Annotated in this window: 14 protein-coding genes; 10 read left to right on the top strand and 4 right to left on the bottom strand. The window is 29.9% G+C overall.

Annotated features, from left to right (window positions below; translation table 11 throughout):
• Positions 1-598: 598 nt before the first annotated feature.
• From BST83_RS03155 to BST83_RS20110, 5 genes are all read left to right on the top strand, one after another.
• The gene (locus BST83_RS03155) at positions 599-1,834 is read left to right on the top strand and encodes a DEAD/DEAH box helicase (protein ID WP_104808540.1); all 1,236 of its coding nucleotides are present in this window, start codon (positions 599-601) and stop codon (positions 1,832-1,834) included.
• Positions 1,835-2,094: 260 nt separating this feature from the next.
• A complete protein-coding gene (locus BST83_RS19570) occupies positions 2,095-2,169 on the top strand; it encodes a hypothetical protein (RefSeq protein WP_146092190.1) in 75 nt (24 codons plus the stop codon).
• Positions 2,170-2,187: 18 nt separating this feature from the next.
• A complete protein-coding gene (locus tag BST83_RS03145; RefSeq protein WP_104808538.1) occupies positions 2,188-2,703 on the top strand; it encodes a GNAT family N-acetyltransferase in 516 nt (171 codons plus the stop codon).
• A 105-nt stretch (positions 2,704-2,808) separates the two neighbouring features.
• On the top strand, positions 2,809-4,617 hold the full coding sequence (locus BST83_RS03140; protein ID WP_104808537.1) for a DUF885 domain-containing protein: 1,809 nt from the start codon (positions 2,809-2,811) through the stop codon (positions 4,615-4,617).
• A 45-nt stretch (positions 4,618-4,662) separates the two neighbouring features.
• On the top strand, positions 4,663-5,838 hold the full coding sequence (locus tag BST83_RS20110) for a nuclear transport factor 2 family protein (protein ID WP_205853545.1): 1,176 nt from the start codon (positions 4,663-4,665) through the stop codon (positions 5,836-5,838).
• 2 nt (positions 5,839-5,840) lie between these two features.
• Here BST83_RS20110 and BST83_RS03130 read toward each other — a convergent pair whose 3' ends face one another.
• The gene (locus BST83_RS03130) at positions 5,841-6,251 is read right to left on the bottom strand and encodes a hypothetical protein (protein ID WP_104808536.1); all 411 of its coding nucleotides are present in this window, start codon (positions 6,249-6,251) and stop codon (positions 5,841-5,843) included.
• A complete protein-coding gene (locus tag BST83_RS03125; RefSeq protein ID WP_104808535.1) occupies positions 6,238-6,822 on the bottom strand; it encodes an RNA polymerase sigma factor in 585 nt (194 codons plus the stop codon). Before BST83_RS03125 ends, BST83_RS03130 begins: the two co-directional genes overlap by 14 nt.
• Positions 6,823-6,968: 146 nt before the next feature.
• Between BST83_RS03125 and BST83_RS03120 the strand changes: the two genes are divergently transcribed.
• From BST83_RS03120 to BST83_RS03110, 3 genes are all read left to right on the top strand, one after another.
• Positions 6,969-7,349 (top strand): DUF6249 domain-containing protein, encoded by a 381-nt coding sequence (locus BST83_RS03120; protein WP_367889139.1) that lies wholly within the window; start codon positions 6,969-6,971, stop codon positions 7,347-7,349.
• Between the two features lie 91 nt (positions 7,350-7,440).
• Entirely contained in the window at positions 7,441-8,766 is a 1,326-nt protein-coding gene (locus BST83_RS03115) for a M28 family peptidase (protein ID WP_104808533.1), read from the top strand.
• A 428-nt stretch (positions 8,767-9,194) separates the two neighbouring features.
• Entirely contained in the window at positions 9,195-9,785 is a 591-nt protein-coding gene (locus tag BST83_RS03110) for a hypothetical protein (protein WP_104808532.1), read from the top strand.
• Between the two features lie 301 nt (positions 9,786-10,086).
• Here BST83_RS03110 and BST83_RS03105 read toward each other — a convergent pair whose 3' ends face one another.
• Together BST83_RS03105 and BST83_RS03100 are read right to left on the bottom strand one after the other, a co-directional pair.
• Positions 10,087-11,553 carry a MoxR family ATPase gene (locus tag BST83_RS03105; RefSeq protein WP_104808531.1) on the bottom strand — a complete coding sequence of 489 codons (1,467 nt, stop codon included), beginning with the start codon at positions 11,551-11,553 and terminating at the stop codon, positions 10,087-10,089.
• Between the two features lie 90 nt (positions 11,554-11,643).
• Positions 11,644-12,771, bottom strand: coding sequence for a vWA domain-containing protein (locus tag BST83_RS03100; RefSeq protein ID WP_104808530.1), 1,128 nt, complete (start codon positions 12,769-12,771; stop codon positions 11,644-11,646).
• A gap of 125 nt (positions 12,772-12,896) precedes the next feature.
• Here BST83_RS03100 and BST83_RS03095 point away from each other — a divergent pair, with 125 nt between their 5' ends.
• Positions 12,897-13,775 carry a TIGR01777 family oxidoreductase gene (locus BST83_RS03095; RefSeq protein WP_104808529.1) on the top strand — a complete coding sequence of 293 codons (879 nt, stop codon included), beginning with the start codon at positions 12,897-12,899 and terminating at the stop codon, positions 13,773-13,775.
• 101 nt (positions 13,776-13,876) lie between these two features.
• Positions 13,877-14,110, top strand: coding sequence for a hypothetical protein (locus BST83_RS03090; protein ID WP_104808528.1), 234 nt, complete (start codon positions 13,877-13,879; stop codon positions 14,108-14,110).
• The last annotated feature ends 427 nt before the right edge of the window (positions 14,111-14,537 follow it).

The raw sequence follows: 14,537 nt of genomic DNA, 5'->3' as shown, positions 1-14,537 counted from the left end.
AAAGAAATTGATATTACAAAAGATTGTCCCTAATTTATTGACAAACAAAACGAAAAAAAATTCTTTAAAATTCTTTCAACTTATTAGAGAAATTAAAGTTATCAGCACAAACTTTATTAAAAAACTAAAAGCTACTTAGTTTTATGAGCTGAGAATTAAAGCCTGGAATAAATATCGAGTGCTAATATTTGCAATTGACCATCTAAATTTTACTGAATGCAAAAAAGCTATTTATCTGACGGTATTTTAAAAAAAATCGGTAATAAATTATAATAAAGCGCTAAAATAAACCCAAAAATAGTAGCGGAATACTTAAAAGAAAATACTTACAGAAAAATCAATAAATGCAAAAGAATTAATTGCAAAAGATTTAGAATAAAAGCAACAAATTACAATATCATATAAAAAAGCAACTCTATTTTATTTGACTAAAAACGTATTTCATTTCTACAAACTTCCTAATTTTACTTAGAAATTTACTCAATCAAAAAACCGCTACTTTCCTTAACGCAACAAAGTTAAAAGAACTTTTTTAAAACAACAATTTCATCAAAAACCATTCTCCAATTTAAACTACCTTTGCAGTAAAAATACATCAATGCAGTTTTCTGATTTTCCTTTCAATAAATCTATCTTAAAAGCAGTTGCCGAAGAAAGATATCACACACCAACTTTAGTTCAAGAAAAAGCAATTCCTTTAGTTTTAGAGAAAAAAAACGTTATTGTTTCTGCACAAACAGGAACAGGAAAAACAGCTGCTTTTGCGCTGCCTATCATTCAACTTTTGTTTGATAAACCAATTGAAGAAAATGAAGTAAGAAAGATAAAATCATTAGTGGTTACTCCTACTCGTGAGTTGGCAATTCAGATTTTAGAAAACTTTAAAAGCTACAGCAAATACACAAATTTAAAAACTACAGCAGTTTTTGGTGGTGTTTCTTTAGAACCTCAAAAAGAAGAATTGGCAAACGGAATTGATATTTTAATCGCAACGCCAGGAAGGTTAATCGACCTGCAAATGCAAGGAAATATCGATTTAGGCGCAATTGAAATTTTTGTTTTGGATGAGGCCGATTTAATGTTAGATATGGGTTTTATAAACGACGTAACTAAGATTGAAAAATTATGTCCGAAGAAAAAACAAACCTTACTTTTTTCAGCTACCATTCCAGAAAAAATAGACGAATTAGCAAAAACAATTGTAAAAAACTCGGTTAAGGTTGAAATAAATCCAGAGGAAACTACGGCAAAAAATATTGGTCAGTTATTGTACTATCTTCCAAAAAAGAACAAAACAGATTTGTGTTTACACTTATTAAGAAACACGATAAACGGACGAATTTTAATTTTTAGACGCACAAAACTTGGCGTTGATAAATTGGAACAATCATTACTTAAGAACGAATACAAAGCAACAAGTATTCATGGTGATAAAACTCAGGGGGTCAGAAATCAGGCTATTGATGACTTTAAAACTAAAAAATCGAATATTTTAATTGCTACGGATGTTGCTGCTCGTGGAATTGACATTAGCAATGTAGATGCAATTATAAATTTTGATATCCCAAATGTGCCAGAAACCTACGTACATAGAATTGGTAGAACTGGTAGAGCAGGTAAATCTGGAATTGCATTTTCTTTTTGTTCTCCAGATGAAAATAGTTATATTAAAACCATTGAAGCGTTAATTGAAAAACCAATTAAAATTATTACCGAACATCCTTATGTTATTGATAAACCAAAACATAAAAAATTACAACCAAATACAATGAGTAAAAACAAAAAAGGTAGAAAATCGGATAATTCTAAAAAGAATAAAAAACGCTGGTATTAAAATTTAATTTTTGTGTATCAAAAATAACACAACATGCAAAAGGCAATCCTTGTAAAATTCTTCCTTTGTCTCTTTTTATGCAGTTATCAACTTCATAGTCAAACAAAAAAAGTGTCTAAAATTGCTGCTTGGGATGATTATGATTATGGTAAAAACTACCCTTTTAAAGAACAATCCAACGAAATATTACTAGATACTTTTGATGAACACATCAATTCTGAAAGAAAGATTCTTTCACATACGGAACTTCTGCACAAAGAATATGTTGGTTTACAAAAGGTTTTAAAACTAGTTATATAAATCAAGGTGGCCCTTTTAATACAAATTCTTCATAATTTATTTTTCACCAACTTATGTATACAATTATAAAAGCAACTTTAAAAGATGCTCAACTTTTATCAATAATTGGCAAAGCAGCTTTTTTAGTTGCCCACGGTCATTCTGCTCCTAAAAAAGATATTGATAATTATGTGAGTCAGAATTTTAACGAAGAAAACTTTAAAAAAGAGTTATCAGACGTTAAAAATGAATATTATTTAATTTATTCTGACGCTAAAATTGCTGGTTATTCGAAAGTGATTTTAAACTCAAAAAACGAAAATATAAGCTCAGAAGACATCACTCTTTTAAGTAGATTATATTTATTAGAAGCCTTTTACGGCTTAAATTTAGGCAAAGAATTGTTCAATTTTAATGTAAACCTATCAAAAGAAAACAATCAAAAAGGAATTTGGTTAGCAGTTTGGGTAGAAAACCAAAGAGCCATCAGATTTTATGAAAAAAGAGGTTTTGTAAAAGTTGGAAAATTTGATTTCAAAATTTCTGAAACGCATTACAACCCTAATCACATTATGTACTTGGCGTTTTAAGCTAGCAACAGATAATAACTTAAAAACTCTCTTTTTATAAAACTTTATACCTCAATTTATTGAGGTATTCTTTTTTGTATCTTTGAGAAAATCAACCTACTATAAATGAAAAAAATACTGCTAACCGTTTTAGTTATTTCCGCACTTATTATTTCTTGTACTAAAGAAAAAAAAGAAGTATCAATCACTAAAGAAAACATCCCTTTTAATCAATTGCTTATAGACTATAATGAAGGTAAGTTACAACTAGATCCTATAGCGGCTACGTTTGCTGGAGACAATAGATATAATGATGTTTTTCCTAACTTTTTATCAGACGAATATCAGCAAAAATCCAAAGATTTTTACACAAATTATAAAGCAAAACTCAAGGATTTTAAGGATGCTGATTTAACTGAAAGCGAACAAATGAGTAAGGCTGTTTTAGATTGGGATTGTGAAATGGCACTTGCTCAAGGTAGTTTTAAAAACGATGTGTTATTTCCTATCAACCAAATGTGGACGGTTAATTTAACCATGGGACAATTAGCTAGTGGAAGCAGCGCACAACCTTTTGCAACGGTTAAAGATTACACAAATTGGTTAAGCAGATTAGAACAATATAATGTTTGGTTAGTTTCTGCGGACGCAAAAATGAGACAAGGTGTTACTGAAGGTTACGTTTTACCAAAATCTTTAATTAAAAAGATAATTCCGCAATTTGAAAGTTTATCAGAAGTAACCACGGATGGAGAAGGAATTGTGGATGTTTCTAACCATTTGTTTTATTCGCCAATCAAAAAATTTCCTGAAAGTTTTACAGAAAAAGAAAAAGCAACTTTCATAGAAAAATACACTTCAATTTTAAATTACAAATTAATTCCGTCTTTTAAATCATTGGCATTATTTTTAAAATCAGAATACCTTTCCGCAGGACGAAAAAGTAGTGGAATTTCGGAGGTTCCAAATGGTGAAGCATACTATAATCATGCTATAAAAAACTACACTACAACCAATATGACTGCCGATGAAATTCATGCACTTGGTTTGAGCGAAGTTGCTAGAATTTTATCAGAAATGGAAAAGGTAAAAAAAGAAGTTGGTTTTAAAGGCACTATAAAAGAATTTTTTAATGAAGTTAGGACTAAAAAAGAATTGATGCCTTACAGCACTCCAAAAGAAATTTTAGATCATTTTAATGCTATTCATAAAAAAATGAAACCGCAATTAGAAAAATTATTTGGAAACAAACCCAAAACCCCTTTTATCGTTAAACAAACAGAAAAATTTAGAGAAGCCTCGGCGAGCGCAGAATACAATCCTGGTTCTTTAGATGGCACAAGGCCTGGTGTTTTTTATGTTCCGATTCCCAATGCTACAAAATACAATATGGTCTCGGATGAATCATTGTTTCTGCACGAAGCGATTCCTGGGCATCATTATCAAATTTCACTAACACAAGAAAATAAGGATTTACCAGATTTTAGAAAAACAATTTGGTACAGTGCGTATGGCGAAGGTTGGGCTTTGTACACAGAGAATTTAGGAAAAGAATTAGGTTTGTACACAGATCCTTATCAATATTTTGGAATGTTAGGCGCAGAAATGCATAGAGCAATTCGATTGGTTGTTGATACCGGAATTCATGCAAAAGGCTGGACTAGAGAAAAAGCAATACAATATTCCTTAGATAATGAAGCAGAATCTGAAGACGGAATTACTTCTGAAATTGAGCGCTATATGGCAAACCCAGGACAGGCATTATCATATAAAATTGGACAATTAAAAATTAGAGAACTACGAGCTAGAGCAAAAGCTACTTTGGGTGATAAATTTGACATTAGAGAATTTCATCATCAAGTTTTAGAAACAGGTTGTATTCCTTTGGCTTTATTAGAAAATAAAATTGATAAGTGGATTGAAACCATGAAATAAGTAAAACAGTATTGTCATTTTAAAAAACTTAACCTAAGTCATTATATGAAAAACCTAACCTTTCTTTCGTTCTTTATTGCAATGAAACTTTTCTGTCAAACAAATACGGAAGTAAGTGTTTTTGATATTATTATGACCGAAAAAGGGTATGATTTGATAAATGGAAAAAATATTTCTAATAATGCAGGTTATAACAGTCAGCCTTTTTTTTATGACGACAACAACATCATTTTTTCCTCTACGAGAAATAAAAACACAGATATTGCTATTTATAATTTAGAAACGGAAACAAAACGTTTTATTTCTGATACTCCAAATGGAGGCGAATACTCACCGCAAAGAATTCCTGAGTCAAATGATATTTCTGCCGTTCGCTTAGATGACGATGATTTTCAAAGTTTTTACAGCTACGACCTTAATACAGGGAAAAACAAAAAATTGATTTCAAATTTAAGAGTAGCTTATCCTAATTGGTTTGATAAAAATACAGTAATAGCTATTTCTATCATAAATGATTCTTTAGACCTATTTATTTGCGATATTAAAAAGAAAACAAATACATCAGTTGCAAAAAATGTTGGGCGTTCTGTGCATAGAATTCCGAATACAAATTTAATGAGCTTTATCAGTAAAGAAAATAAAGATTCTTGGTTGTTGAAATCCTTAAATCCTGAAACAAAAGAGATAAAAACGATTATATCCTTAAAATTACAAGAAGATGTAACTTGGCTACCAAACGGAACTTTATTAATTTCTAAAGGAAACGACATCTATCAATTTGATCCTGAAAAAGATAAATCACCACGTTTATTTTTTAGTTCTATGGATGACAATATCAATAATATTTCTCGAATTGCTGTAAATTCTGATGGAACAAAATTAGCATTAGTTGCAGAAGTATCCCCAGAATATTTAGCGCAAGAACAATTAGATGCATACAATAAAAGAGATATTGACGCTTTTTTAAAACCGTATGCTAAAGATGTAAAAGTATATAGATATCCTAATAATCTTGAGTATGAAGGTTTGGAGAATATGAGAAACCGCTACGAAGGTTTTTTTAAAAATAACCCTGATGTAAATTGTAAATTAATCAATAGAATTGTGAATAAAAATCAAGTAATAGATCATGAATTGGTTACCGCAAATGGCAATATTTTTAAAGCAGTAGCTATTTACACTATAGAAAACGGTAAAATAATATCTGTAACTTTTATGTAAAACTAATCCAAGCGTTTATTAAAATGATTTTTTAAAAATACTACTTGTGCAAAAAACATCAATCCAAAGAAAAAGATAGCATAAAAAACAGTGTTAGAAACTTTTAGGTTATCTAAAAAATTAGGAATTTGAATTTTATCAAAGAAATAAAAATCTAATTTTGGGATGTTGATGAAACTTTTTTCTGAAGATTTAAAAGGGATTAAAACTACTGCCAAAACCGATAGAAATATTACAAACCATCCTTTTTTAGAAATCAATTCTTTTGAAACAAAGACACTCTTTTGATGTTCTACAACGATTTTATTCATTAAAGAAGCTGTAAAATCTTTTGACGGACTTTCCATTTTAATTTCTTTTACATATTTTTTTGCAAAAGCATCTAATTCTTTGTTGTTATTAATTTCTTCCATAATGACTAATTATTTCTGGTTCTATATTTTCTTTAACAATAGCTAATAATCTTTTTCTTGCTCTGTGTAATTTCACTTTTAAATTGGATTCAGATATTTCTGTAACTGCTATAATTTCTTTCAAATTTAACTCATCAAAATAAAACATCCAAATTAAAGAGCGTTCATCTTCTGGTAATTTAAACAAACATTCATCCATTATTTTTGCCCTTTCTTTTCTTTCTATACCTTGTAAAATAGTATCTACAGAGACAATTTGATTGTAAGTTACTTCATTAATTTCTAACAAAGTAGTATGCTTTTTATTTTTTTTGATGGCATCTAAACACGCATGATACGCAATTCGATACAACCAAGTACTAAATTTAGAATCTCCTTTAAACTTCTTTAAATTCTTAAATGCTTTTATAAATGTATCTTGACTAACCTCTTCTGCGTCTTCTCTATTCTTAGTCATTTTAAATGCCAAACTAAAAACCATATTTTTATAGGCACCAACGAGATATGCAAATGCATTTACATTTCCACTGAGGACTTTATCAATATATAGTTGGTCGTTGTTGTTGGTCATTTTTACTTTGACTGCAACTCTTAAATTTAGGTTACAGTTTTTTTGAAAAATATTTTTTTATACTTTTTGTAACCTTTATTTAAATGCAATCGTCAAAGCTACAAACACAATAAAATTAATCATTTAAATTTTAAAATAATATAATTATGGAAGTAGCAATTTTAGCAGTAATTTTTGGAAGCATCTTTGGAGTATTCTATTTATTCTTTTCAACCAGAAATAAAGAACGTTTAGCCTTGATAGAAAAAGGAGCAGATGCAAGTATTTTTATGTCTAGCAAAAAAAGAAGTGCAGCGCCATTTTGGAAAGTACTAATCTTAAATTTAGGTTTATTAGCAATGGGAGTTGGAGTAGGAATTTTATTAGGAACTTTTTTAAGTTATCATTTTGGTTATGAAGGTACTTGGGAAAACAGACCACAAAACGCTATTGATTCTGGAGTTTTTTACGCTGCTTCTATCTTTTTATGTGCAGGAGGATCTTTATTAATTGGCTTTAATCAAACTAAAAAATTAGATAAAGAATAATTTTAATCTTGTTAAATTTTAAAAGAGAATAGATTTAGTTATCTATTCTCTTTTTTCTTTTGTAATTTAGTTTCTTTAAAAATTTTTATTGATGAAAACACTAAGCTTTCTATTTTTACTATTTTCCGTTGTTGTTTCAGCACAAACAGATTCTAGAATCTATGGTATTATTGATGCTGTTTCTGCGGATAGAATTAAAGCTGATATAAAAACACTCACAAAATTCGGCACAAGAAACACCTTTTCTGATACCATTTCTGATACTCGCGGAATTGGGGCTGCAAGACGTTGGATAAAATCTGAATTCGAAAATATATCCAAAGGATGTAATAATTGTATAAATGTCTTTTATCAGAAAGATTTAGTTACAAAAGAAATGGGTAATAGAGTTCCTCATAATGCCTATGTTGTAAATGTTGTAGCCATTCAAAAAGGAACAAAATATCCAAATAAATTTATAATTATGAGCGGTGATATAGATTCGCGCGCAAGTGACACGATGGATTTTACAACGAATGCTCCTGGTGCAAATGACAATGCTTCTGGAATGGCAGGAACCATAGAAACTGCAAGAGTTTTATCAAAATATAAATTTGAAAGCAGTATTATTTATGTTGGTTTATCTGGAGAAGAACAAGGTTTATTTGGTGGTGCAGGATTAGCAAAATATGCCAAAGAGAAAGGTTGGGAAATTATTGGTATTTTAAATAATGATATGATTGGCAATATAACTGGTGTTGATGGCGTAATTGATAATAGATCTTTTAGGATTTTTTCTGAACCAGTTCCTGCAAACGAATCAGAAAATGAGAGAAGAATGCGTCGTTTTTATGGGGGTGAAGTTGACGGAATTTCGCGTCAATTGGCAAGGTATATTCATAAAAGTGTAAAAACATATATGCCCGAAATGAACCCAATGATGATTTATAGATTAGACAGATTTGGACGTGGAGGACACCATAGACCCTTTAATGATTTAGGTTTTGCTGGTATTAGAATTATGGAAGCGCACGAAAATTACACGCAACAACATCAAGATATTAGAGAAGAAAACGGCATCAAATATGGAGATACTTTTGATCATGTTAATTTTCCGTATGCTAAAAAGCTAACGGCAGTAAATGCCATAAATTTGGCAGGTTTAGCATGGGCACCAGAATCGCCAAAAGAAGTTGAAATTGGAGGAATTGTAGAAGCATCGGTAAAGCTAAAATGGACAAAAGTTGATGGCGCAAAAGGATATAAAATTTATTGGAGAGACACTACTTCTCCTACTTGGGATCATTCCAGATATGTTGAATCTACAGCGTTTACTTTAGACGGAATTGTAATTGACAATTTCTTCTTTGGAGTTGCCGCTGTTGGAGAAAATGGTCATGAGAGCGTGGTTGTGTTTCCGAATAAAATAATGAGGTAAAGTAACTTTATTTATATGGATTGATTTATCAAAAAACAAACTACTGAATAGAACTATTACCCTCCATAAAAAATTAGAAAATTCAATATAGCAAGAACCTTAATTTCTAAAATAACAAAACTTATTAAAGATTTGCACTAGGCTTTAAGTTTAGATAAAAATCAAGTTAAGTAAGAAGTCTTTTTAACTACAAAAGTGTATCTGACCTTCTCAGAAATATTAAAAAATGTGAATTATTTTAAATTATATCAGAAATACAAGTTTTTGAAATATGCCAACCAAAAGTGTTTTTACCTCAAAACATTTAACCTATTTTATTAATTACCACTTTATTATAAACTAAAATTATTTAAACATAAGATAATTCAATAGTTTTATGCTCAAATATAATAGTATTACTATTATATTTGAGCATAAAACTACTAATCATGAAAAATATTTTATTAATTACCTGTGTATTAATTTTTAATTTATCTTTTTCGCAGAAAGATGTAAATGCTTTATCAGAAAAAATATTTTATAGCAATATTGAAGAGAACCACTATATACCAACTTATGATTTTTTTGCTTTAGAAAAACAGAAAGAATTACAAGCACTAAAAACAATAAAAGTGATTAATAATTCCGAAGGGAAATTTCCTCTTTACAGCCATGAAGATCAAAGTTTATTTGATTTTGAAGGAATGGTTCCTCAAAAAAGTATCCTAAATCTTAATAGCATTACATCGATTAAAAATAACAATGATTTTCTGGATCAAGTAATATTAAAAATTTTAAATGATAAAAAAATTAATATAGTTGACTTTCAAAATAGTTCAGATTTTAACGGTGATAAAAACTACCATTTTTATAATAATTATGCAACTGATGTAAATAAGTTGATTATTGCATACCAACTTAAAGGAGAAACTGATTTTCAAATTGGCATGGAAATTAATAATTTTATAAATAAAATTCTAAAAACAGAAATTGATAAAACCTTACAAAACAGTATAAATCTATTTGCAATAAACTTTTAAGACTTATAACTGGTATTTATTTAAATTTGGTTGATTGATGATTGGCATCCTATTTTAGGATGTCAATTTTTGTTTAAAAGTAATGCCTTTCTCCGATGCAAAATAAGCCTGAACTTTATTTTAAAAATGATGCTGACTTTAAAATTTGATACTTAGAAAATCATATTTGAAGAGTGGGCTTTTTTTTGGTAAAATCAAAAGTAAGGAGAAACTACAGAAATTATCATTTTTTATAAGTTACATAAAAAAGACCTTTCAGATTTTTGCAACTTGAAAGGTCTTTATTATTATAATTAGATTTCTACAATCCGTCTATAAAATTACCATACGGATCTTTAAATTGAGTTCCTTCTGCAAATCTATATTTGCTTAGTTTTTTAAATTCTACCAATGCCCACAATACAAATTCTTTTACAAAATAACTTTCTTGTTTTTTTGTATTTGGTTGATGCTCGTTCAACAAAGCCTCTAAAGGAGAAATTTTATCTAATAAACTTTTATACGCCTCTTCATTTAAATCGTCTAGAATTTCAAAATCTGAATCTGTATTAAAAAACCAAGAAATCACTTCGTCATATGGAGATTCTGCGGTTTGCTTTTCTAATTTTTTAATCTCAGGAAAATAGATAGGAAACAAACTTTTTACAGCATTCCCTATTAAACTTTTTGCAACAAATGCCGCTCCTTCTTGCTCTCCCTCATACACCAATTCTACTTTACCAGTAATTGCAGGAATAATTCCGTCAAAATCACTTAAACGTAAGGTAGTTTTCTCATCACCCGAAATTAACAATCTTCTTTCTGCTGTACTTAATAAGTTTTCGAAAGCAGTAATACTTAAACGAGCACTTACGCCACTTTTAGCATCTACAAACTCACTTTCTCTCGCTTCAAAAACAATTTGTTCTAACAAATCTTTTGCCAATTCTGGTACAAAAATGGTTTCAGTTTGACGCTTGTCTAACTTCGCTTCTTGTTGCGTAATTATTTTTGCAGTCTCGATGTCTTCTGGATAATGTGTTAAAATTTGAGATCCAATTCTATCTTTTAAAGGCGTTACAATACTACCTCTATTTGTATAATCTTCTGGGTTTGCAGTGAATAAAAACTGCATATCTAAAGGCAATCGTAATTTAAAACCTCTAATTTGAATGTCTCCTTCTTGTAAAATATTAAACAATGCAACCTGAATTCTAGCTTGTAAATCTGGCAATTCATTAATTACAAAAACACATCTGTTTGCTCTTGGAATCATCCCATAATGAATCACTCTATCATCTGCATAACTTAGCTTTAAATTTGCAGCTTTTATAGGATCAATATCACCAATAATGTCTGCAACAGTTACATCTGGCGTTGCTAATTTTTCTGCAAAACGCTCACTTCTGTGCATCCAATAAATTAAAGTTTCGTTACCTTTTTCTCGAATGGTTTCAATTGCAAATCTTGAAATCGGATTTAAAGGATCATCATTAATTTCTGAACCTGTTACAACCGGAATATATTCATCCAATAAGTTTAACATCAATCTTGCCAAACGTGTTTTTGCTTGTCCTCTTAATCCTAATAAATTGATATTGTGTTTGCTTAAAATTGCTCTTTCTAATTCAGGAATTACGGTGTTTTCATAACCATGAATACCTACAAAAGTGGTCTCTTTATTCTTTATTTTAAGAATCAGATTTTCTCTCAATTCGTCTTTAATTGATCTTGATTGATATCCAGATGCTACTAATTCTCCTAATGTTTTTATATTTTCTATATTCATTTAAATCGCTTTTTGCTATTGGCTTTTTGCCTTTAGTACTTACTCGTATTTTATAAAAATGCCAATAGCCCTTAGCTAAAAGCGATTTTTTTATCCTTTAATTCTCTTCTTTCTATTTGTTTCGTAATCTTCAAAAATCATTTCACCCAAACCTTTAAGGCCTGTATAAAATGCTTTTCCTTGATTTGCTTGTGTAAATGCTCTTACAAATTGCATTAAATATGGGTCTTGTGCAATCATAAAAGTAGTTATCGGAATGTGTAATTTTCTAGCCTGTTGCGCCATTGCATAACATTTGTTTACAATGTATTTATCTAAGCCATTGCTGTTCTTGTAATACTGACCGTCTGGCAAACGCAAACAACTTGGTTTCCCGTCCGTGATCATAAAAATTTGTTTGTTCGTATTTCTTTTTCTTCTTAACAAGTCCATTGCTAATTGTAAACCAGCAACTGTATTTGTATGATAAGGCCCAACTTGTAAATACGGTAAATCTTTAATTTTTATTACCCAAGAATCATTTCCAAAAACGATTATATCTAAAGTATCTTTTGGATATCTAGTAGTAATTAATTCAGCCAAAGCCATCGCTACTTTTTTTGCAGGCGTAATTCGATCTTCGCCGTATAAAATCATAGAGTGACTAATATCAATCATTAGTACTGTACTCATCTGACTTTTATGCATTGTTTCTTCAACAACTAAATCGTCTTCTGTTAAACTAAAATCCTCAATTCCGTTATTAATTTGAGCATTTTTTAAACTTTCGGTCATAGAAACTTTGTCTAACGCATCACCAAATTGATAATTTCTAAAATCACCCGTATGCTCATCCCCTAAACCCGGAGATTTACTTTTATGATTTCCAGAACCACTTCGTTTAATTTTTCCGAAAATATGATTTAATGCTTGCTGACGAATTGCACGTTCCGTTTTCGGCGTAATTTTTGTTCCACCTGTTCCGTCTGCTTTTATTTCTTCTTTTATGTACCCTTTCTTCTTTAAGTCTTCTACAAAATCATCGATCGTATAATTTTCATCTGTTAATTTATACTCCGTATCCAAAGAACGCAACCAATCTATGGCTTCTTCAAAATCACCTGAAGTGTGGGTAATGAGCTCTTTAAATATTTCGAATAACTTATCAAAAGGAGACTGGTTTTCTGCCTCAAAAGTTTTAAAGACAAATCCTTTTCTTTTAATATTATTTTTTTTCATCGAGTATAAAAATACAGCTTTATCAGCAGTAAAAATAAAGATTCACATTGCTTTATTATATCTTAATATAGATTTGTTTTATCAAATTTAAAAAACACTGAACAAAAAATAATTATATTTACGCTATGGCAAAGATATTAATTACCGGTGGTACAGGTTTGGTTGGAAAAAGACTAACAGAAATGTTGGTTGATAAAAATCATGAAGTTGTAATTTTAAGTAGAAATCCTAAACATAAAAATGAATTCAAATGGGATCTTTCCACCAATTATTTGGATGAAAAGGCACTCAAAAATACCGATTATATTATTCATTTAGCCGGAGCCGGAATTGCAGACGAACGTTGGTCAGCACAAAGAAAAAAAGTAATTATTGATAGTAGAGTGCAATCTGCAAACTTTCTTTTTGATAAAATAAATGAATTAAAAATCGATTTAAAAGGTTTTATTTCTGCATCTGGCGTTGGTTTTTACGGTGCTATTACTTCGGATAAAATTTTTAAAGAAACTGATAAAGCTGGTGATGATTTTTTAGCGGATGTTTGCATCAAATGGGAGCAAGCTGCACAGCAATTTTCAACAAAAAACATTCCTGTAACTATTTTAAGAACGGGTATTGTTTTAGCTGAAAAAGGCGGAGCATTAGACAAAATGAAAACACCAATAATATCTCCTTTAGGTTCTGGAAAACAATATTTACCATGGATTCATATAGACGATTTATGCGAACAATATATCGATGCCGTTGAAGGTAATTTAATCGGTGTTTTTAATGCAGTTGCGCCTGAACACCAAACAAGTGCATCTTTTTCTAAAGCACTTGCTAAAAGTATTAAAAGACCTTTTATAGGAATTTGTGTTCCTGCTTTTATGTTGAAACTTTTATTTGGAGAGTTGGCGGTTATCCTTTTAGAAGGAAGTAGAATTTCAGCAAAAAAAGTTACAGAAACCAATTTTAAATTTCAATTTCCTACACTTAAAAAAGCATTAGAAAATATTAATTAGACGCTATAACTTTCTTCTTTTTTCAAAATATAGAGAGCGCATCAAACAAAAGTACATGGTTCTTTTAATATCGTAACATTTTTCTAACTTGCTAATTACGCATGATACAATTTATACTCAATTCTAAAATTATTAAAACGGATGAAAACTCTGGAATCACATTAATAGATTTCATTAGAGATAACCAACACTTAAAAGGAACAAAAATTGGTTGCCGAGAAGAAGATTTTGGAGCTTGCAAAGTTTTAATCAGAGCCTTAAACAACAACACCGTTAGTTACCAAAATATAACCTCTTGTATTTCTCCGCTAGGAAATGCACATTTGCTTTTTTAATAGGAAAAACAATCAATTCAGAAACAATACTGCAAGCTGAAGAAGTTTTACAATCAGAAATTGTACCAATTAGTGATGTAAGAGGCACATCAACCGACAAAAGAACTTTTTAATTTTGTAATCTTTACTTGCATCTTTCGTAAAAAGACTACTTACAGGAATTGAAAACTCAGTGCTATCAATTACTTCTTTTAAGTCATTGCCTTCACCTCCAGATAGCACATAAACCTTATTAAGCTGTCCACCTCAACCTAATTTTTCGGTAGTTTTATACGCCGTAAAATTAATTTCATTTTTAGCATTTACTGAAGCAAAAGGTAAAGTACTCTTATTCGTGTTTTCTATTTCACCTGTTTTATTTTCTTACTTTTTAGCATCCGTATTATATGCAGTAAAGTTAAATGCGGTTGCGGTCACTAAAAACGAA

The organism is Polaribacter filamentus (assembly GCF_002943715.1).
GTDB classification, from domain to species: Bacteria; Bacteroidota; Bacteroidia; order Flavobacteriales; family Flavobacteriaceae; genus Polaribacter; species Polaribacter filamentus.
This window is presented reverse-complemented; position numbering and strand designations above follow the sequence as displayed.

What these genes read in the sequence shown, in the direction of transcription:
- BST83_RS03155 (WP_104808540.1), top strand. Translation starts at nt 599, where the DNA reads ATGCAGTTTTCTGATTTTCCTTTCAATAAATCTATCTTAAAAGCAGTT.
- BST83_RS03145 (WP_104808538.1), top strand. Translation starts at nt 2,188, where the DNA reads ATGTATACAATTATAAAAGCAACTTTAAAAGATGCTCAACTTTTATCA.
- BST83_RS03140 (WP_104808537.1), top strand. Translation starts at nt 2,809, where the DNA reads ATGAAAAAAATACTGCTAACCGTTTTAGTTATTTCCGCACTTATTATT.
- BST83_RS20110 (WP_205853545.1), top strand. Translation starts at nt 4,663, where the DNA reads ATGAAAAACCTAACCTTTCTTTCGTTCTTTATTGCAATGAAACTTTTC.
- BST83_RS03130 (WP_104808536.1), bottom strand. Translation starts at nt 6,251, where the DNA reads ATGGAAGAAATTAATAACAACAAAGAATTAGATGCTTTTGCAAAAAAA.
- BST83_RS03125 (WP_104808535.1), bottom strand. Translation starts at nt 6,822, where the DNA reads ATGACCAACAACAACGACCAACTATATATTGATAAAGTCCTCAGTGGA.
- BST83_RS03120 (WP_367889139.1), top strand. Translation starts at nt 6,969, where the DNA reads ATGGAAGTAGCAATTTTAGCAGTAATTTTTGGAAGCATCTTTGGAGTA.
- BST83_RS03115 (WP_104808533.1), top strand. Translation starts at nt 7,441, where the DNA reads ATGAAAACACTAAGCTTTCTATTTTTACTATTTTCCGTTGTTGTTTCA.
- BST83_RS03110 (WP_104808532.1), top strand. Translation starts at nt 9,195, where the DNA reads ATGAAAAATATTTTATTAATTACCTGTGTATTAATTTTTAATTTATCT.
- BST83_RS03105 (WP_104808531.1), bottom strand. Translation starts at nt 11,553, where the DNA reads ATGAATATAGAAAATATAAAAACATTAGGAGAATTAGTAGCATCTGGA.
- BST83_RS03100 (WP_104808530.1), bottom strand. Translation starts at nt 12,771, where the DNA reads ATGAAAAAAAATAATATTAAAAGAAAAGGATTTGTCTTTAAAACTTTT.
- BST83_RS03095 (WP_104808529.1), top strand. Translation starts at nt 12,897, where the DNA reads ATGGCAAAGATATTAATTACCGGTGGTACAGGTTTGGTTGGAAAAAGA.
- BST83_RS03090 (WP_104808528.1), top strand. Translation starts at nt 13,877, where the DNA reads ATGATACAATTTATACTCAATTCTAAAATTATTAAAACGGATGAAAAC.